The sequence below is a fragment of the Pseudomonas izuensis genome (genome assembly GCF_002356535.2).
Lineage (GTDB): Bacteria > Pseudomonadota > Gammaproteobacteria > Pseudomonadales > Pseudomonadaceae > Aquipseudomonas > Aquipseudomonas izuensis.
Genome location: NZ_AP017423.2, coordinates 2,529,844 through 2,548,981, shown reverse-complemented (window position 1 = coordinate 2,548,981; position 19,138 = coordinate 2,529,844). Strand labels below are relative to the sequence as shown.

Here is a 19,138-nt window from a genome sequence, read left to right as displayed (position 1 = left end):
TTGAAGCCAGCCTTCACGCCTGCCAAGGCGCCACCCCCTCGACATCGATGCCGTATCTGGCAATCGCCTCGGAGCAGACACCGGCATCGAGCAGTCCCTCGTGCACCAGCGCCGTCAACGCGCTCAACACGATCTGATGACGGTCCACCTCGAAAAACGTGCGCAGCCGGTGGCGGGTATCGCTGCGTCCGAAGCCGTCGGTGCCGAGTACCGTGTAACGGGCATTCAGATAACTGGCGATCAACTGAGGCAAGGCGCGAACGTAGTCGGTGCAGGCAATGATCGGCGCGGTGTCGTTGAGTGATTGTTGAACGTGACTCTGGTGCGCCGGTTGTTCTGGATGAAGGCGATTCCAGCGCTCGACATCACGGGCATCGCGGGCCAGTTCGGTGAAACTGGTGACGCTCCACACCAGGCTATCGATGTTCCAGTCGCGGGCCAGTAACTCGGCGGCGGCGATGGCTTCGCGCAGGATGGCCCCGGAGCCCAGCAACTGCACGCGGCCACGGGCACCTTCTGCTTCCTGTCGGGCGTACAGGTACATGCCTTTGATGATCGCCTGTTCGACACCTTCAGGGAGGTCGGGCTGCGGGTAGTTCTCGTTCATCAAGGTGACGTAGTAAAACTCGTCCACCTGACGCTCCAGCATCTGGCGCATGCCATGGTCCAGAATCACTGCGAATTCGCCGGCGAATGCCGGGTCGTAGGCGCGGCAGTTGGGGACCGTCGACGCCATCAGGTGGCTGTTGCCGTCCTGGTGTTGCAGGCCTTCGCCCCCCAGCGTCGTGCGCCCTGCGGTGGCCCCAAGCAGGAAGCCCCGGGCCCGTTGATCGGCCGCCGCCCAGATCAGGTCGCCGACGCGCTGGAAGCCGAACATCGAGTAGTAGATGTAGAACGGCAACATCGGCAGGCCATGCACCGAGTAACTGGTCGCGGCTGCCACCCAGGAACTGATTGCCCCGGCCTCGCTGATGCCCTCTTCCAGAATCTGCCCGTCCAGGGCTTCCCGATAGCTCAGGATCGAACCGATGTCTTCCGGTTCATATCGCTGGCCGACGCTGGAGTAGATGCCGATCTGCTTGAACAGGCTGGCCATGCCGAACGTACGCGCTTCATCGGCCACGATCGGCACGATGCGCGGCCCCAGTTGCTTGTCCCGCAGCAATCCGCCGAGCATCCGGACGAAGGCCATGGTGGTGGACATTTCCTTGTCGGCGGCGGCGATGGCAAAGGCACCGTAGCTGTCGATGCCAGGGACGGCCAATGGCTCGCAGGCGGAGGATCGCGCGGGCATGTACCCGCCCAACGCCCGGCGACGCTCATGCAGATAGCGCATTTCGGCGCTGTCTTCGTCGGGTTTGAAAAAGCTCAACGCGGCGGCCTGCTCATCGGTCAACGGCAGATTGAAACGGTTGCGAAACGCGATCAGTGCCTCCCTGTCGAGCTTCTTCTGCTGGTGCACGGTCATCCGGCCCTGCCCGGCATCACCCATGCCGAACCCCTTCTTGGTCTGCGCCAGAATGACCGTGGGTTTGCGGTCTTCGAGCAGTGCGCTGCGGTAAGCGGCATAGATCTTCACCACGTCGTGTCCACCGCGCTTGAGGCGGTCGATCTGCTCGTCGGTCAGGTCCTGGGCCAAGTGCGCCAATGCTTCGTTCTGACCGAAGAATTGCTCGCGATTGAAGCGCCCGTCCTTGGCTGCGAACGTCTGGAACTGACCATCGACGGTGCTGGACAGCGCCCGCACCAGCGCGCCATCGGTATCCCGTGCAAACAACCCGTCCCAATCGGACCCCCAGACCAGTTTGATCACGTTCCAGCCGGCCCCGCCGAACAGTGCCTCCAGCTCGTCGATGATGCGACCATTGCCGCGCACCGGCCCGTCCAGCCGCTGCAGGTTGCAATTGACCACCCACACCAGATTGTCCAACCCCTCCCGTGCGGCCAGGGTCAGCGCCGACATACTCTCCGGCTCATCCATTTCACCGTCGCCAAACACGCCCCAAACGGTCCGGCCCGTGGTGTCTTGCAGGCCCCGGTGGTGCAGATAACGCATGAAACGCGCCTGGTAGATCGAACTGATCGGACCGATGCCCATGGACCCGGTCGGGAACTGCCAGAAGTCCGGCATCAACCAGGGGTGCGGGTAACTCGACAAGCCCCGTGCACCCTGGGTCTTTGCGCCGATTTCCTGCCGATAGTGCTGCAAATCCTGCTCGTCGAGGCGTCCCTCGAGAAAGGCCCGGGCATAGACGCCCGGCGCCGAGTGCGGCTGATAGAACACCAGATCGCCCCCGCTGCTTTCGGTGCGGGCCTTGAAGAAATGGTTGAAACCCACTTCGAACAGGTCGGCGGCGCTGGCATAACTGGCGATGTGCCCGCCCAATTCACCATAGGCGTGGTTGGCCCTGGCAACCATCGCCAACGCGTTCCAGCGCATGATCGACGCCAGGCGCTCTTCGATGGCCAGATCCCCCGGAAACACCGGCTGATGCTCGACACTGATGGTGTTGATGTAAGGCGTGCCATGACTGGGCCGCCAACCGATGTCCGACTCGCTTGCCACCGCCACCAGCATGTCGAGGATCTTTTTCGCCTGGGCTGTGCCGCCATGGGCGATGACCGAGCGCAAGGCATCACGCCATTCGGCGATTTCCTGGAGATCTTCTGCTGCCTGGCCCGGTAATTGGGCAGGGCTGTCGGGCGGGTTCATGGGCAACTCCTGCAAGTGTCGGGCGACGCTCGAAACCATGATGCTTCAGTCAATATGGTCGACTTTCGCTAAATTGCAGCACATGACTGGCATTCATCGCAGGCCTGTAGGTGCTCTCACGCATTCCGGTCCCCCGACCGGATAAACGAATACCGGTCGATATCATCTCGCAGTTGCCACCCCTGGCCTTGCCAGTAGCGAGCGGCCGTTTCGTTGGTCTTGAATACATCGAGATGACATTTGAGGATGCCTTGTCGCTCAAGGCTCGACAGACAACGCTCGACCAACGCGCTGGCAATGCCTTGACCACGGTGCTCGGGCAGGACCAGCAAGTGCTGCAGGTAGCCTCGGCGACCGTCATGCCCGCACATCACGCAGCCGCCCAGGGTGCCGTCTATGTCGGCCACGAAACTCATGCCCGGATTTCGCTGCAGGTAACGCGATGTCGACTCGCGGGAGTCGGCATCGCGCAGGGAGATGCCCGGGGTATGGCACATGAGGTCGATCACCGCATCGTAATCGTCCATGGTCATGACACGCAGAGTGAACATTGGAAGGCGCCTGTTGAGTGACGGAGGGCGCAGGCTAGCAAAAGCCGTGAGGCGGTTGTGTGACGATGCGCAGTCAATGATTTGTATCACTGTGTAGGTTTGCCGGATGATTTTACACAGCGATACGCCCGCGCCGGTTCAGGACACACGTGGCGTACATGAAGGTGAAAAAGTGCAGGGGTCGACCCATTGAGCGACATCCAGGCCCGAGTGCCAACAACCTTCAGGAGCCCCCAATGATCAATCAAATCGAAACCGTTTTGTACACCGGCAAGACCGTCACCACCGGCGGCCGCCAAGGCGAGTCGCGCAGTGACGATGGACGTCTGGACGTCAAGCTTTCCCCTCCCGGTTCTTCCGGCAGTGGTACCAATCCCGAACAACTGCTGGGTGCCGGCTGGTCGGCGTGCTTCATCGGTGCCATGGGCAAAGCCGCTGTGGCGTTGAAGGTCAGCTTGCCGGCTGACGTCAGCGTCGCCACCGAAATCGACCTGGGCAAGACCGACAACGCGTTTTTCCTCCAGGCGCGCCTGAATGTCAGCCTGCCGGGCGTGGACCCGGTGCTGGCCCGCACCCTGGTGGATGCCGCGCACCAGAACTGCCCGTACTCCAAAGCGACCCGGGGCAACATCGACGTGACGATCAATCTGATTTAACCGCCCTTCTGTGGGAGCGAGCCTGCTCGCGAAAGCGGTGGGTCAGTCAGCATGGATGTTGGATGTGATGGCCTCTTCGCGAGCAGGCTCGGTCCCACAAAAAAGCCGCATCCAATTTCCGACGGGCATTAGAAAGCCCGCGCAAGGCGGGCTCTAGTGGGTTTAGTAGGTGGCCAGCGCTGGTCTCTGGCTTACGAGGTTTATCAGGACTCCCACAGGTACAGCAATGCGCTGTCCTGCTTCACACGGCATAAGGGCTGGATCTCAGCGCGGAGATCTTTCTAACCGTGTACCCTTCGGAACGCGCCCCACGCTTCCTCGCTATCCGCTTGCGCATCAGTCTGCGTTTTCACCTACAAGGTCTAGATTAGCAAAGTGCTCACAGAATGCGACGGTGTTTTTAGACCGATTTCATCCTGTGGAAAATGCCGCAGGAAAGAAAAATGCTATGCGCAAAACGTCAACGGGCCACCCTCTGACAACGAAGATCTCTTGTGGGAGCGAGCCTGCTCGCGAATACCGTTTTACATTCAACATAGATGTCGAACCGCTATCGCGAGCAGGCTCGCTCCCACAGGTTTACTGCAAGCCAGCCACTACAACGTGCGCTGGCTATTGCCAATCCCCTTGGCAATATCAATCCCCCAATCCATCGCCGCTTCCATGTCCAGCATATGGGGCTTCGGATCGTGGTTCTCATCAATGACCGAACCATCCGGCCGGTAGACTCCGATGAACATCCCCAACGAGCCGTCTTTCAAAATCTCGGCCTTGACCCTGATACTGCATCCGTTCGACAGCGTCTCCTTGTGTTCCTCATGACGCTCTGTCATCGCGGCATTCCTCCCATTGCTGGTGATCGACCCTATTGGCCATGCTAGCTCAGGCCATCGAAATAGCGCGGGCTCATGAGACAAAAGGACAGCGGCGTAATGCCACCTATACTACAAGCCACCTCCCCCCACGGGGGTCTGCATTTCCAACAATAAGAAGCAGAGGTGGAACATGGTCTGGCAGCAAATCTACGATCCGTTCAATAACCCGGTGCTTTCAACCGTCATGGCGGCAGTGCCGGTGGTGGTGATGCTTGCTTCGTTGGCATTTTTTCATGTCAAGGCACACCTGGCGGCGTTGCTCGCCCTGGCCTCGGCGCTGGTGATCGCCATCTTCGCCTTCGGCATGCCCGCCAACATGGCCGGTTCGGCGGCACTGTACGGGGCCGCCAATGGTTTGCTGCCGATTGGCTGGATCGTGTTGAACATCATCTTTTTGCACCGGCTGACCACGGAAAACGGCTCGTTCAAAGTGCTGCAGGACTCCCTGGCGCGAATCACCGACGACCGTCGCCTGCAACTGCTGCTGATCGCGTTCTGCTTCGGCGCCTTTTTTGAGGGCGCCGCCGGCTTCGGTACGCCGGTGGCGGTAACCGGGGCGATTCTGATCGGGCTGGGTTTTTCGCCGCTGGCGGCCTCAGGCCTGGCGTTGATCGCCAACACCGCGCCGGTGGCGTTCGGCGCGCTGGGTACACCGATCATCACCCTGGCCAAAGTCACCGGGCTGGATGAAATGGAATTGTCGATGATGGTTGGCCGGCAATTGCCGTTCTTCTCGGTCATTGTGCCGTTCTGGTTGATCTGGGCCTTCGCCGGTTGGCGCAAGATGCTGGAAATCTGGCCGGCGATCCTCATCGCCGGGGTCAGTTTTGCCATCCCGCAGTTCATCGTTTCCAACTATCACGGACCGATGCTGGTGGACGTGATCGCCGCACTGATTTCCATGGCCTGCCTGACCGGCTTCCTGAAGGTCTGGAAGCCGGCCACCGTGCACACCTCCGCCGCGCTGTCCGGGCGGGTCGACAACTCAAAAATCGCCCAGGAGCACGACGAAAAACCCGTCGCCAGCGGGATGTTTGCCAACGAGGCCAAGCCGGCGGTCATGCGTGCCTGGATGCCGTGGATCATCCTCACGATCTTCGTGTTCGCCTGGGGTACCCAGGGTTTCAAAAACAGCTTCGATACCCGCCCGGCAATCGATCCGGCCACCAGCTCGGCCAAACTCGACCCTCAAGGCAAACCGCTGCGAGAAGCCAATCCGGTCTTCGCCCCGGTCCTGACGTTCACCACCATCCACCAGCAGATCGAGAAGGTTCCGCCGGTGGTGCCCGCGCCTAAAACCGAAGACGCGGTGTACAAATTCACCTGGTTTACCGCCACCGGCAGCGGCATCCTGCTGGCAGCGATTGTCGGTGGATTGCTGATGGGCTATTCCATCCCGCAATTGATCAAACAGTATTTGCGAACGATCTGGGTCGTGCGCTACTCGTTGATCACCATCACCGCGATGCTCGCTCTGGGCTTCCTTACGCGCTACTCGGGACTGGATGCCACCATGGGCCTGGCCTTTGCCGCGACGGGGATTTTCTACCCGATGTTCGGCACCCTGCTCGGCTGGCTCGGCGTGGCCCTGACCGGCTCGGACACCGCGTCCAACGTGCTGTTCGGCGGCTTGCAACGGGTCACCTCCGAACAACTGGGACTCAGCCCGGTGTTGATGGCCGCCGCCAACAGTTCCGGCGGGGTCATGGGCAAGATGGTCGATGCCCAATCGATCGTGGTCGCCTCCACCGCCACCCGCTGGTACGGCCACGAAGGGGAAATCCTGCGTTACGTGTTCTTCCACTCGATTGTGCTAGCCATTCTGGTGGGCGGTCTGGTGACGTTGCAGGCGTATGTGGCGCCGTTCAGTCATATGGTGGTGGGTGGGCATTGAATCGACCCGTATCCAGACCTTTCACCCCTCCCCTGTGGGAGCGAGCCTGCTCGCGAAGGGGTCAGCACATTCAACATCAATGGCGACTGACCTGACGCTTTCGCGAGCAGGCTCGTTCCCACAGGGATAGGATAGATATTGGTTTCCGGAAACAGACCTCACATAACAACAAAACGAGTGTCGTACGCCGATGAACATTCTTTACGACGAACGCGTGGACGGCGCCCTGCCCGACGTCGACAGGAACGCGTTATTGCAGGCCCTGCAAACGCGGTTGCCGGCGCTTGAGATCCTGCATCAGCGCGAAGAACTCAAGCCATACGAATGCGACGGCCTCTCGGCCTATCGCACCACGCCGATGCTGGTGGTACTGCCCCGTGATATTGCGCAGGTTCAGGGCGTGCTCAAGCTTTGCCATGAAATGCAGGTGCCGGTGGTTGCCCGGGGGGCCGGGACCGGTCTGTCCGGCGGCGCCTTGCCCCTGGAAAAAGGCGTGCTGCTGGTGATGGCACGCTTCAACCAGATTCTGCACATCGACCCCGACGCCCGCACCGCGCGGGTTCAGCCGGGGGTTCGCAACCTGGCCATTTCCCAAGCCGCCGCGCAGTACGGCCTGTACTACGCGCCGGACCCGTCATCGCAAATCGCCTGCTCCATCGGCGGCAACGTCGCCGAAAACGCCGGCGGCGTGCATTGCCTGAAATACGGCCTGACCGTGCACAACGTGCTCAAGATCGACATCCTCACCGTCGACGGCGAATGCCTGAGCCTGGGCTCCAACGCCCTCGACTCGCCGGGGCTGGATCTGCTGGCCTTGTTCAACGGTTCCGAAGGCATGCTCGGGGTGATCACCGAAGTGACGGTCAAACTCTTGCCGAAACCGCAGTCCGCCAAGGTGTTGCTGGCGGCCTTCGACTCGGTGGAAAAGGCCGGCCAAGCCGTTGGCGACATCATTGCCGCCGGTATCATCCCGGGAGGCCTGGAGATGATGGACAACCTGGCCATCCGTGCCGCCGAAGACTTTATCCACGCCGGCTACCCGATAGAGGCCGAGGCCATTTTGCTGTGCGAGCTCGATGGCGTCGAAGCCGACGTTCACGACGATTGCAACCGTGTGCGCCGGGTGCTGGAACAGGCCGGCGCCACCGAAGTACGCCTGGCCAGGGACGAAGCCGAACGCGTGCGTTTCTGGGCCGGGCGCAAGAATGCCTTTCCGGCGGTGGGCCGCTTGTCGCCGGACTATTACTGCATGGACGGCACGATCCCCCGTCGCGAGTTGCCCGGCGTCTTGAAAGCCATATCCCAACTGTCAAACGAATACGGCCTGCGGGTGGCCAATGTGTTCCACGCCGGCGACGGCAACATGCACCCGCTGATTCTGTTCGATGCCAATACGCCGGGGGAGCTGGATCGCGCCGAAACCCTGGGCGGCAAGATTCTGGAGTTGTGCGTGAAGGTCGGCGGCAGCATCACCGGGGAACACGGTGTGGGCCGCGAGAAGATCAACCAGATGTGCGCACAGTTCAACAGCGATGAGCTGACCCTGTTCCATGCGGTCAAGGCAGCGTTCGATCCGGGCGGTCTGCTCAACCCCGGCAAGAACATCCCGACCCTGCACCGCTGTGCCGAATTCGGCGCGATGCACGTGCATGGCGGGCAGTTGCCCTTCCCTGACCTGGAGCGTTTCTGATGCACGTTACAGGCGATGTCGATGACAGCAAAGTATTGCTGGAACAGGTCAACCAGGCGCTGGAAAACGCCACGCCATTGCGCATTCAAGGTTCCAACAGTAAGGCGTTCCTTGGGCGTATCGTTGCCGGCGAGATACTCGACACCCGCTCCCACCGGGGCATCGTCAGCTATGACCCGACCGAACTGGTGGTCACCGTGCGCTGCGGTACGCCGCTGACTGAACTGATGCAAGTGCTCGACGCCGCGCAACAGATGCTGCCTTGCGAACCACCCGCCTTCGGCGACGGCGCCACCGTGGGCGGCATGATCGCTTGCGGGCTGTCCGGACCGCGGCGTCCGTGGTCGGGTTCGGTGCGGGACTTTGTCCTGGGCACTCGGGTCATCACCGGGCTGGGCAAGCATCTGCGCTTCGGTGGCGAAGTGATGAAGAACGTCGCCGGCTACGATCTGTCGCGGTTGATGGCCGGCAGTTACGGCACCCTGGGCCTGATCACGGAAGTCTCGTTGAAGGTGCTGCCCAAGCCCCGGCAATGCTTGAGCATCAGCCTGGAAATGAACAGCGATCGCGCCTTGCAGTACCTCGCCCAATGGGGCCAGCAACCGCTGCCGATCAGCGCCGCGTGCCATGACGGTGAGCGCCTGAACCTGCGGCTCGAGGGCGGCGAAGGCTCGGTGGCGGCGGCCCATGACCGCCTGGGTGGCGAACGGCTGGACAGTGCGTACTGGGCCGACCTCAACGAGCAACGCTTGCCTTTCTTCGATGAGGATCAGCCGCTCTGGCGCCTGTCACTACCCAACAACACGGCAAAACTGTCCCTGCCCGGTCGGCAATTGATCGACTGGGGTGGTGCCCAGCGCTGGCTCAAATCCGACGCCCAAGCGCCCTTCATTCGCAAAGTGGTCGATGAGGTTGGCGGCCACGTGACCTGCTACAGCCACGGCTTGATCGACAGCCCGTTCCAGCCCCTGCCGGCCGCCCTGATGCGCTACCACCAGAGCCTCAAGCAGCAACTCGATCCCCAGGGCATCTTCAACCCCGGTCGCCTGTACGCGGAGCTTTGAACCATGCAGACCACCTTGAGCGAAGAAGCCCGCCGACTGCCCCGCGCCGAAGAGGCCGACAGCATCCTGCGCACCTGTGTGCACTGCGGTTTCTGCAACGCCACCTGCCCGACCTATCAATTGCTCGGCGATGAGCTGGATGGCCCGCGTGGACGCATTTACCTGATCAAACAGGTGCTGGAAGGCAACGAGGTCACGCAAAAAACCCAATTGCACCTTGATCGCTGTCTGTCGTGCCGAAACTGCGAAACCACCTGCCCGTCGGGCGTGGACTACCACAACCTGCTGGACATCGGCCGCGCCGTGGTCGATGCGGCGGTGCCGCGCCCGCTCGGCCAGCGTCTGTTGCGCGAGGGCTTGCGCAAGGTCGTGCCGCACCCGGACCTGTTCAAGGGCCTGGTCAACAGCGGCCAGGTGTTCCGGGCGCTGCTGCCCGATGCGCTGCAAAGCAAATTGCCGCGCAGCGTAGCGCCGGGCAAACCGCGCCCCACCACGCGCCATGCGCGGCAAGTGTTGATGCTCGAAGGTTGCGTGCAACCGGGCCTGTCGCCCAATACCAACGCAGCCGCCGCGAGGGTGCTGGATCGATTGGGGATCAGCGTCACGCCGTGTCGCGAGGCCGGTTGCTGCGGCGCCGTGGATTATCACCTGGACGCCCAGGCGGCCGGTCTTGACCGTGCCCGCCATAACATCGATGCGTGGTGGCCCATGATCGAACAAGGCGCCGAGGCCATCGTGCAGACCGCCAGCGGTTGCGGCGCTTTCATCAAGGACTATGGCCACCTGCTCGGCAACGATCCGGCCTATGCCGACAAGGCCCGAACCGTCAGTGCGCTGGCCAAAGATCTGGTCGAAGTATTGCGTGCCGAGCCGCTGGAAAAACTCGGCATACACAATGCCCGGCGCGTGGCCTTCCATTGCCCTTGCACCCTGCAGCACGCGCAAAAACTCGGCGGTGCGGTGGAAGCGCTGCTCGAACGCCTGGGCTTCAACCTGACCTACGTGCCCGACGGCCACCTGTGCTGCGGCTCGGCGGGCACCTATTCGCTGACCCAGCCCGAACTGTCCCGGCAACTGCGCGACAACAAGATGAATGCGCTGGAAAGCGGCTACCCCGAAGTCATAGTCACGGCCAATATCGGCTGTCAGTCACACCTCGACGGCGCGGGTCGCACGCCGGTCCGACACTGGATCGAACTGGTGGAAGACGCCTTGCCTTAGACGAATCCCGGAGATCGCCCATGAAAAGCAAAGCCATGCTGAGCCAGGCCGAAGTCGGCCGGATCCTCGCTGCGGCGCGGACCGAAGCCCAAACCAACCAATGGCCGGTGACCATTGTGGTGGTCGATGACGGCGGCCACCCGCTGGCCCTCGAACGTCTCGACGGCGCCGCGCCCATCAGTGCCTACATCGCCACGGAAAAGGCGCGCACGTCAGCGCTAGGCCGCCGCGAATCCAAAGGCTATGAAGAGATGGTCAATGGCGGGCGCACGGCCTTCCTGTCGGCGCCACTGCTGACCTCCCTGGAAGGTGGCGTGCCGATCATCGTCGACGGCCAGGTGATCGGCGCGGTCGGTGTGTCCGGGGTCAAGGCCGAGCAGGATGCGCAGGTGGCGAAAGCTGGAGCGCAATGTTTGAAGTAAATGGATATCCACTGTGGGAGCGAGCCTGCTCGCGAATGCGGCGGCACATCCAGCATCCATGTGCCTGATACACCGCTTTCGCGAGCAGGCTCGCTCCCACAAGGAACGCATTTCATCAATAGAGCCCATTCAGCCCAGACATCCAGCCGAATAAGAGGAAGCGCACAGATGCCCCGTCTCACCGCGAAAGACTTTGCCCCGGAACTGCTGGAACTCTACGACTACTACGCCCACGGCCTGATCAACCGGCGCGAGTTTCTCGACCGGGCGGCGTTGTTCGCTTTCGGCGGTTTGACCGCCAGCGCGCTGCTGGCCTCCCTGAGCCCGAATTACGCCCTCGCCGAACAGGTCGAATTCACCGACCCGGACATCCTCGCCGAGTACGTCACCTACCCTTCCCCCAAGGGCCATGGGCAGGTTCGCGGCTATCGGGTGCGCCCGGCCAAGGCCGCCGGCAAGGTCGCCTCGGTGGTGGTCGTGCATGAAAATCGGGGGCTCAACCCTTACATCGAAGATGTCGCCCGGCGTGTGGCCAAGGCCGGTTTCATCGCCCTTGCCCCGGACGGATTAAGCTCGGTCGGTGGTTATCCCGGCAACGATGAAAAGGGCAAGGAACTGCAGGCCAGCATCGATCCCGAAAAACTCATGAATGACTTTTTTGCCGCCGTGGAATGGCTGATGAACCATGAGGCCGGCAGCGGCAAGGTTGGCATCACCGGCTTCTGCTACGGCGGTGGCGTCGCGAATGCGGCGGCGGTGGCCTATCCGGAACTGGGTGCCGCCGTATCGTTTTATGGTCGGCAACCGGACGCCAAGGATGTCCCGCGGATCAAGGCACCGCTCATGCTGCACTACGGTGAACTGGACACGCGGATCAACGAGGGCTGGCCCGCCTTTGAGCAGGCGTTGAAGGCTGGGGGCAAGACCTATGAGGCTTACATCTACCCCGGCGTGAACCACGGTTTTCACAACGATTCGACGCCGCGTTACGACGAGGCGGCGGCGAAACTGGCGTGGGACCGGACGTTGGGGTGGTTTCGAAAGTATCTGGTGTGATGGGAGGGCCTCATCGCGAGCAGGCTCGCTTCCACAGTGATTCTTTGTCGGACAAAAATTCCGCGTCCACTGAAGATCCACTGTGGGAGCGAGCCTGCTCGCGATGGCGATCTAAAGGTGATGGTTATTTGGGCTGTGCGACGGTCCGCAGGTAAGGCTTCAGAGTCTTGAAGCCATCCGGGTATTTCTTCCTCGCATCTTCATCGGACACTGAAGTCGGGATGATCACATCTTCCCCCGGACGCCAGTTCACCGGGGTCGCCACGGTGTGTTTGGCGTTGAGTTGCAACGAATCGAGCAATCGCAGCACTTCATCGAAATTGCGCCCGGCGCTCATCGGGTAGATTAGCATCGCCTTGATCTTCTTGTCCGGGCCGACCAGGAACACCGAACGCACCGTGGCGTTGTCCACCGCCGTGCGCGAACCGCCGCTGGCATTGGGGTGGATCATGTCGTAGAGCTTGGCCACCACTAGGTTTTCGTCGCCGATCAGCGGATAGTTGACGGCATTGCCCTGGGTTTCGGCGATGTCACCGACCCATCTGTTGTGGTCACTGACCGGGTCAATGCTCAAGCCCAGAATCTTGGTGTTGCGTTTGTCGAACTCAGGCTTGAGCTTGGCCAGGTAGCCCAGCTCAGTGGTGCAGACCGGGGTGAAGTCCTTTGGGTGGGAAAACAGGATGGCCCACTTGTCGCCAATCCACTCGTGAAAATTGAGCGTGCCTTCGGTGGTTTCGGCGGTGAAGTCCGGTGCTTCGTCGCCAATACGGATTGCCATGATCGATCTCCTTGCAGTAATGGACAGGGGGCGCCGCCGGAAGCTCGAACGCTGCTCCAACGGCATGGGGAACGGTTGACGCGAAACAGTATAGGAGAGGTTCCACGGCACGCCGCAAACCTGCTCAGTCACTTGTAACGCCTTGCATCAGTACCTACTCCACCAACGCTATCAACTGATGACGCTGGGCATCGGTGAGCATCGGGCCGAATCCCGCCCCGGCATTTTCCGCCATGTAGCGCGGGTTGCCGGTGCCGGGGATGACGCAGGTCACGGCTGAATGTGACAACAGGAATTTGAGTGCCAGTTGCGGCCAGCTCTTGACCCCGACTTGCGCGGCCCATCCGGGCAGCGGCTTGTCCTTGAGCCGAGTGATCAGGCCGCCGCCACCGAACGGCCGGTTGCAGATCACCGCCACGCCCCGCTCCCGGCACAGCGGCAGGATGCGTTTCTCGACGCCACGATCATCCAGGGCATAGTTGATTTGCAGGAAATCCAGCGGCTCGGCCTTGAGCACCGCCTCCACCTCCTCATAAGCCGAAGCGGTGTAATGGGTGATGCCGATGTAGCGGATGCGCCCTTGCTCCTTCCATTGGCGCAAGGTCGGCAAATGGGTTTGCCAGTCGAGCAGATTGTGAATCTGCATCAGGTCGATACGGTCGGTTTGCAACAGCTGGAACGACTGTTCCATCTGGGCGATGCCTTCCTCGCGGCCCCGGGTCCACACCTTGGTTGCCAGAAACGCCGGCGAGCGCGGTTCGTGGATCGACAGCAATTCACCGGTGTTCTCTTCGGCACGACCGTACATCGGCGAGCAGTCGATCAGCGTCCCACCCTTCTCGAACAACGCACGCAGCACGGCGGGCAGCTGCTTATAGGCCTGATCCTGGGGCGAGACATCAAACCCGCGGTAGGTGCCCAGCCCGACGATCGGCAGTGGCTCGTTGCTGGAAGGAATGGCGCGGGTCTGCATGGTCTTGCCTCCTGTTCCCGTCGACAGCGTGGCTTGCGCGACCGCCGGACCGAACGTGAAGGCCGCCGAAACACCGGCAGCCAGCGTGAGTAGTTTCCTGCGGGTGAAACCATCCGGATGGCTCATGGCATGTCCCTCACCCCTTGATCAGGTGTGGCGCGCTGCGTTTGCTGCCAGTATCAGCGTAGCTGCCAGCGACCAATACCGGGCATCGGTGCCCTCCTTTACCGCCAGCTACACTCTGACGGCACCCCGGAGCCGTCAATGCCGCCCACTAACGTTAGCCGAATGTCCCGAACCCTGGTGTTACTCGTCGTCATCCCCGCCGCGCTGTACCTGGCGCTCTGTGCCGCGCTGTTCGTATTCCAGCGCACGCTCATCTACTACCCGCAACCCCGCGCCGTCGGCTCAGCCGAAACGCTGCTGACGTTGCCCGTCGACGACGTGCAGGTACAGGTCTCGATACGACCGCATCGGGGCCCCAAGGCGCTGATTTATTTCGGTGGCAACGCCGAGGACGTTTCGCGCAACTTGCCTGGGTTTTCCCAGGCCTTCCCTGAACATGCCCTGTATTTGATGCATTACCGAGGCTACGGCGGCAGCAGCGGCTCGCCCTCCGAAGAAGCGATTGCCCGCGATGCCATGGCTTTGTTCGACAAGGTCTACGCCGAGCATCCGCAGATTGCCGTGGTCGGGCGCAGCCTGGGCTCGGGCGTCGCCGTGCGCCTGGCCAGTGTTCGCCCGGCGCAGAAGCTGTTGCTGATTACGCCTTACAACAGCCTGGAGGAACTCGCCGTCCGCCAGTTCCGCTGGTTGCCCGTGCAGTGGTTGTTGCAGGATAAATACGAATCCTGGCGTTATGCCGAACACATCGCGGTGCCGACAAAACTGATCGCCGCCGGGCTTGATGAAGTCATTCCGCCTTCCAGCACCCAGCGGCTCCTTAGCCATTTCCCTGCTGGGGTGGCGACGCTGCAGGTGATTGCGGGCACGGGGCACAATTCGATCAGCGAAAGCCCTGAATACCTCAGATTGCTGGAGGATGGACTGTAACGCGGACCTGTGGGAGCTGGCTTGCCAGCGATAGCGATCTCGAGGCCGCCATCGCTGGCAAGCCAGCTCCCACAAAATCGAGATAAGAGTGCCAAATCCTGTCCGCGCACAAAAAGTGGTTCGCCTGGCAAAAAAAGTCCGGGCAAGCGCGACCACGCTTCCCGGACCAAAAGTTGCCACATGCAATCAAAACCGCGGTTTAACCGCCTGCCACTCCGGCTTGTACCGCTGCATCTGCTTCACATCATCACGCTGACGAATCCCGCAGCTCAGGTACTGGTCATGCAGCTTGCCCAACTGATCATGATCCAGCTCCAGGCCCAACCCCGGCGCGCGGGTAATTTTCACGCAGCCGTCGACGATCGGCAGTTTGCCGCCCTTGATCACTTCTTCGTCCGGCTCCTGCCACGGGTAATGGGTGTCGCAGGCGTAATCGAGGTTCGGCACCGAAGCGGCGACGTGGGCCATGGCCATCAGGCTGATGCCCAGGTGCGAATTGGAGTGCATGGACACGCCAAGGCCAAAGGTTTCGCACATTTTCGCCAGCGCCTGGGTATCGCGCAGGCCGCCCCAGTAATGGTGGTCGGCGAGGACGATCTGCACGCTGTTCTGCGCCACGCTGCGGCGGAATTCGTCGAAGTCAGTGACCACCATGTTGGTCGCCAGCGGCAGGCCGGTGCGCTTGTGCAGCTCGGCCATGCCATCCAGGCCTGGCGTCGGGTCTTCGTAATATTGCAGGTCATCGCCGAGCAGTTCGGCCATGCGGATCGAGGTTTCCAGCGACCAGTTGCCGTTCGGGTCGATGCGCAGCGGATAACCGGGAAAAGCTTTTTTCAGCGCCTTGATGCACGACACTTCATGCTCCGGCGGCAGCGTGCCGGCCTTGAGCTTGATGCTCTTGAAGCCATAGGCCTCGATCATGCGCCGTGCCTGGGCGACGATCTGCTCCTCGTTCAACGCCTCGCCCCAATTGTCGGGTTTGTAAGGTGAATCGACGTGCCGGGCGTATTTGAAAAACAGATAGGCACTGAACGGAATCTCGTCGCGGATCGCCCCGCCCAGCAAGTCCACCAGCGGCACGTTCAACGAATGCGCCTGCAAATCGAGGAACGCCACTTCGAACGCCGAATAGGCATTGCTCACCGCTTTGCTGGCGTGGGAACCGGGGGCCAGCTCTGCGCCGGCCAGGCTTGCCGGTTTGTTCGCTGCCACCGTGGCCTTCACGATCGCACGCAGTTGATTGAGGTTGAACGGATCAAGGCCGATCAACTGGCTTTGCAGTTGCTGCTGGATCGCCAGCGCGGGAGCGTCGCCGTAGCTTTCACCCAGACCGATATAGCCATTGTCGCTTTCGATCTCGATGATCGAGCGCAGCGCGAAGGGTTCGTGAATGCCGCTGGCATTGAGCAATGGCGGATCACGGAAGGCGATGGGGGTGACGGTGACTCGTTTGATTTTCAAGAGGCTGCTCCCGTTGGATCAGATTTCAGGGCTTGATGATTGATGGGTTGTTTTGCGTTGCCCCGTGGTGCGGTGCGGGCGAAAAAGATCACCACCGCCGCGATCAGCGATGTGGCGGCCAGGCCATACAGGCCGCCCTCGATGGAACCGGTGGTCTGCTCCAGAAAGCCGAACGCGGTCGGGGCGACGAAGCCGCCGAGGTTGCCGATGGAGTTGATCAGGGCGATCACCGCCGCGGCGATGCGGGCATCCAGATAGCCTTGCGGAATCGGCCAGAACAGCGCCGAGGCCGCCTTGAAGCCGATGGCGGCGAAACAGATGGCCACGAAGGCGAACACCGGCCCGCCGGTGGTGGACATGAACATGCCGATCGAGGCGATCACCAGCGTCACCGCGACCCAGGCCTGCTGGTACTTCCATTTGCTGGCCATGGCGGCGAAGCCGTACATCGCGACGATGGAGATGATCCACGGAATCGAGTTGAACAGGCCGACCTGGAAGTCACCGAGGTTGCCCATTTTCTTGATCATGCTCGGCAGCCAGAACGTGGCGCCGTAAATGGTCAGGGCGATGGAGAAGTAGATGAAGCAGAACAGCGCGATCTGCCGGTCGGCCAGCAACTTGAACATCGACGGTTTGACCGTCTGCGCGGCTTCCCGGGCCTGTTGTTCCTGGTCGATGGCGGCAGTCAGGGCGGTCTTTTCTTCCTCGCTCAGCCACTTCGCTTCCCGTGGATGGGATTGCAGCCAGAACCAGACGAAAGCGCAAAGGACGATAGACGCGAAGCCTTCAATCAGGAACATCCACTGCCAACCGTGCAGGCTCAAGCCGTTGATGTGCAGCAGCGCGCCGGACACCGGGCCGGAAATCACCGAAGCGATGGCCGAACCACTGAGAAAAATCGCCATGGCCTTGCCGCGCTCGGACGAGGGCAGCCACTGGGTGAAGTAGTAAATGATGCCGGGGAAGAAGCCCGCTTCAGCGGCGCCGAGGATGAAGCGCAGCACATAGAAACTGGTTTCTCCCCGCACGAAGGCCATCGCCATCGCGGCAAAGCCCCAGGTGAACATGATGCGTGTCAGCCAGGCGCGGGCGCCGTAGCGTTGCAGCAACATGTTGGACGGCACTTCGAAGATTGCGTAACCGACGAAGAACAGCCCGGCACCCAGGCCATAGGCCGCAGCGCCAATGCCCAGGTCGGTTTCCATGTGGCTGCGTACGAAGCCGATGTTGACCCGATCGATGTAGTTGACGATGAACATGATCACGAACAGCGGCAACACGTGGCGCTTGACCCTGGCGGCAGCGCGGGCGAGCACATTCGGGTCGGGTGGACTCTGGAGGGTTTTCAAGGGGCGACTCCCGGTCATTGTTCTTTTTAGGGATAGCTTGGGATGGCTTCAGGCCTGGGCCGATCATGGACGCGGGCATTGATCCCGTCTAATCTAACTTGGCATTCGATTGATACCTGGATTAGATCAATGTTCGAACTGACTCAGCTGCGTTGCTTTACCACCGTGGCCACCGAATTGAATTTCCGCCGCGCCGCCGAGCGACTGAACATGACCCAACCGCCGCTCAGCCGGCAGATTCAGTTGTTGGAGCATCACCTGGGGGTTGAGCTGTTCACCCGCAGCACCCGCAGCGTCGCCCTCACCGCCGCCGGCCGCGCGTTCTTCATCGAAGCGCAGAACCTGCTGGAGCGCGCCCAGCAAGCGGCGGTGACCGCCCGGCGCTTTGCCGAGGGCGACATCGGCACCGTTAACATAAGTTTCGTTGGCAGCGCGGTGTACGAGTTCCTGCCCAAGGTCATTGCCGAAGCACGGCTCACACAGCCCCACGTCAAAATCGACTTGTCGGAAATGAACACCTACCAGCAACACGAAGCCTTGCGCGCCCGCCGCATCGACCTGGGCATCGCCCGCGCGCCGTTGCTGGAACCCGGTTACTCCACCGAATGCCTGGTACGCGAGCCCTTTGTGCTGGCGGTGCCGAGCACCCATCCATTGGCCACGGCTGCCACCGTATCGGTCAAGGACCTCGACGCCCAACCGTTCCTGATGTATTCCCACGCCGCCTACCCGCCCTTCAACGAACTGCTGACCGGCACGCTGCGCTCGGCCCGCGTCGCCCCGGACTATGTGCAATGGCTCGGCTCGTCCCTGACCATCCTCGCCCTGGTCAACGCCGCCATGGGCCTGGCCCTGGTGCCCCGCTGCGCCACCAGCGTGGTGTTCAAGAACGTGGTGTTCCGCGACATCGACCTGGGCGAGGGGGTGCAAAGCGAATTGCACCTGATCTGGCGCGAGAACAACGACAACCCGGCGTTCGCGATGTTGCTGGAGGGGATTCGGCGGGCGGTGCGTGAGGGGTGGGGCTCCTAGATCCGTGATCTCATCGACAACACAGCCTCCACTGTGGGAGCGAGCCTGCTCGCGAAGAGGGAGTGTCAGTCACATCATCTGTACCTGATACACCGCTTTCGCGAGCAGGCTCGCTCCCACAGGGTTCGGTGTCGCTCGCCATGAGCTGGTGCATCCCGAACGAACATCGCAATAAAAAAGTGCATGAAAACGGTAGTTTCTGTAGGAGCCGGCTTGCTGGCGAATACGGCAGCCCAGTCAACAATGCGGTGCCAGATACGCCGCCATCGCCAGCAAGCCGGCTCCTACAGATTTAAATGCCTGTTCTGGCCCGCCACTTGCAATACCCGATACGCAGTCAACGCAGA

The 19,138-nt window shown here is 61.5% G+C and carries 16 protein-coding genes; 9 read left to right on the top strand and 7 right to left on the bottom strand.

The genetic code is table 11. The features are described from left to right. Window positions 1–13 precede the first annotated feature (13 nt). Window positions 14–2,713, bottom strand: coding sequence for an alpha-ketoglutarate dehydrogenase (gene mdeB / locus LAB08_RS11500; protein WP_096512089.1), 2,700 nt, complete (start codon window positions 2,711–2,713; stop codon window positions 14–16). A gap of 116 nt (window positions 2,714–2,829) precedes the next feature. Further along, window positions 2,830–3,264, bottom strand: a complete 435-nt coding sequence (locus LAB08_RS11495; RefSeq protein WP_096512090.1) for a GNAT family N-acetyltransferase — start codon at window positions 3,262–3,264, stop codon at window positions 2,830–2,832. A gap of 236 nt (window positions 3,265–3,500) precedes the next feature. Here LAB08_RS11495 and LAB08_RS11490 point away from each other — a divergent pair, with 236 nt between their 5' ends. Further along, window positions 3,501–3,920: an organic hydroperoxide resistance protein gene (locus LAB08_RS11490; protein WP_096512091.1), complete on the top strand. Its 420-nt coding sequence runs from the start codon at window positions 3,501–3,503 to the stop codon at window positions 3,918–3,920. A gap of 596 nt (window positions 3,921–4,516) precedes the next feature. Here LAB08_RS11490 and LAB08_RS11485 read toward each other — a convergent pair. Beyond that, window positions 4,517–4,753 (bottom strand): hypothetical protein, encoded by a 237-nt coding sequence (locus LAB08_RS11485; protein ID WP_096512092.1) that lies wholly within the window; start codon window positions 4,751–4,753, stop codon window positions 4,517–4,519. Window positions 4,754–4,925: 172 nt separating this feature from the next. Between LAB08_RS11485 and LAB08_RS11480 the strand changes: the two genes are divergently transcribed. From LAB08_RS11480 to yghX, 6 genes are all read left to right on the top strand, one after another. Continuing rightward, on the top strand, window positions 4,926–6,689 hold the full coding sequence (locus LAB08_RS11480; protein ID WP_096512093.1) for an L-lactate permease: 1,764 nt from the start codon (window positions 4,926–4,928) through the stop codon (window positions 6,687–6,689). Window positions 6,690–6,879: 190 nt separating this feature from the next. Further along, window positions 6,880–8,379: a glycolate oxidase subunit GlcD gene (glcD, locus tag LAB08_RS11475; RefSeq protein ID WP_096512094.1), complete on the top strand. Its 1,500-nt coding sequence runs from the start codon at window positions 6,880–6,882 to the stop codon at window positions 8,377–8,379. Then, window positions 8,379–9,443: a glycolate oxidase subunit GlcE gene (gene glcE, locus LAB08_RS11470; protein WP_096512095.1), complete on the top strand. Its 1,065-nt coding sequence runs from the start codon at window positions 8,379–8,381 to the stop codon at window positions 9,441–9,443. Before glcD ends, glcE begins: the two co-directional genes overlap by 1 nt. Window positions 9,444–9,446: 3 nt before the next feature. Then, entirely contained in the window at window positions 9,447–10,664 is a 1,218-nt protein-coding gene (glcF, locus tag LAB08_RS11465) for a glycolate oxidase subunit GlcF (protein WP_096512096.1), read from the top strand. A gap of 20 nt (window positions 10,665–10,684) precedes the next feature. Then, window positions 10,685–11,086 (top strand): heme-binding protein, encoded by a 402-nt coding sequence (locus tag LAB08_RS11460; protein WP_096512097.1) that lies wholly within the window; start codon window positions 10,685–10,687, stop codon window positions 11,084–11,086. A gap of 168 nt (window positions 11,087–11,254) precedes the next feature. Continuing rightward, window positions 11,255–12,142, top strand: coding sequence for a YghX family hydrolase (gene yghX, locus LAB08_RS11455; protein ID WP_096512098.1), 888 nt, complete (start codon window positions 11,255–11,257; stop codon window positions 12,140–12,142). A 124-nt stretch (window positions 12,143–12,266) separates the two neighbouring features. On the opposite strand, the gene LAB08_RS11450 is transcribed toward yghX, so the two are convergent. Together LAB08_RS11450 and LAB08_RS11445 are read right to left on the bottom strand one after the other, a co-directional pair. Beyond that, window positions 12,267–12,920 (bottom strand): peroxiredoxin, encoded by a 654-nt coding sequence (locus LAB08_RS11450; RefSeq protein ID WP_096512099.1) that lies wholly within the window; start codon window positions 12,918–12,920, stop codon window positions 12,267–12,269. 154 nt (window positions 12,921–13,074) lie between these two features. Next, window positions 13,075–14,019 carry an aldo/keto reductase gene (locus tag LAB08_RS11445; protein WP_172901615.1) on the bottom strand — a complete coding sequence of 315 codons (945 nt, stop codon included), beginning with the start codon at window positions 14,017–14,019 and terminating at the stop codon, window positions 13,075–13,077. Window positions 14,020–14,157: 138 nt separating this feature from the next. On the opposite strand from LAB08_RS11445, the gene LAB08_RS11440 reads away from it, so the two are divergent. Beyond that, on the top strand, window positions 14,158–14,946 hold the full coding sequence (locus LAB08_RS11440) for an alpha/beta hydrolase family protein (RefSeq protein ID WP_096512101.1): 789 nt from the start codon (window positions 14,158–14,160) through the stop codon (window positions 14,944–14,946). 186 nt (window positions 14,947–15,132) lie between these two features. Here LAB08_RS11440 and LAB08_RS11435 read toward each other — a convergent pair whose 3' ends face one another. Both LAB08_RS11435 and LAB08_RS11430 read right to left on the bottom strand, forming a co-directional pair. After that, window positions 15,133–16,407: a glucarate dehydratase family protein gene (locus LAB08_RS11435; RefSeq protein WP_096512102.1), complete on the bottom strand. Its 1,275-nt coding sequence runs from the start codon at window positions 16,405–16,407 to the stop codon at window positions 15,133–15,135. After that, a complete protein-coding gene (locus LAB08_RS11430) occupies window positions 16,404–17,759 on the bottom strand; it encodes an MFS transporter (RefSeq protein ID WP_096512103.1) in 1,356 nt (451 codons plus the stop codon). The genes LAB08_RS11435 and LAB08_RS11430 overlap by 4 nt, the downstream gene beginning before the upstream one ends. A gap of 129 nt (window positions 17,760–17,888) precedes the next feature. Between LAB08_RS11430 and LAB08_RS11425 the strand changes: the two genes are divergently transcribed. Then, entirely contained in the window at window positions 17,889–18,791 is a 903-nt protein-coding gene (locus tag LAB08_RS11425) for a LysR family transcriptional regulator (protein WP_096512104.1), read from the top strand. The last annotated feature ends 347 nt before the right edge of the window (window positions 18,792–19,138 follow it).